The 243-nt window shown below is 57.2% G+C and carries 1 pseudogene; it reads right to left on the bottom strand.

Annotation, left to right across the window (positions count from 1 at the left end):
- Positions 1 to 8 precede the first annotated feature (8 nt).
- Positions 9 to 243, bottom strand: a pseudogene (locus AC0L2O_RS37355) (DUF1217 domain-containing protein); the annotation flags it as partial.

Below are 243 nucleotides of genomic sequence, written 5' to 3'. Positions count from 1 at the left end.
CTCCTTTACGCCGAATAGACATAGTTGCGAAGGCGGTCGTTGTTCAGGAGGTGGTCTGCACTGCTGATGTTGCCTATTTCGGCGCTGTAGTAATTGGAGTCGCTGGCAAGTGCATCGACCTGGCTCTTCCTGGTCGCCGTGTACAGGCCGATCATCTCATCGGTCTGGTTCTCCGATTGCGCAACCGGCGTGGCACTGCCATTGAAGGAAAATGCGGCGGCGAACTCGCGGTAGCGCTTGTCG

It is taken from the genome of Bradyrhizobium sp. Kon10 (genome assembly GCF_055807395.1).
Note: the sequence above shows the minus strand (reverse complement) of the source record. Positions and strands in the feature narration are given on the sequence as shown.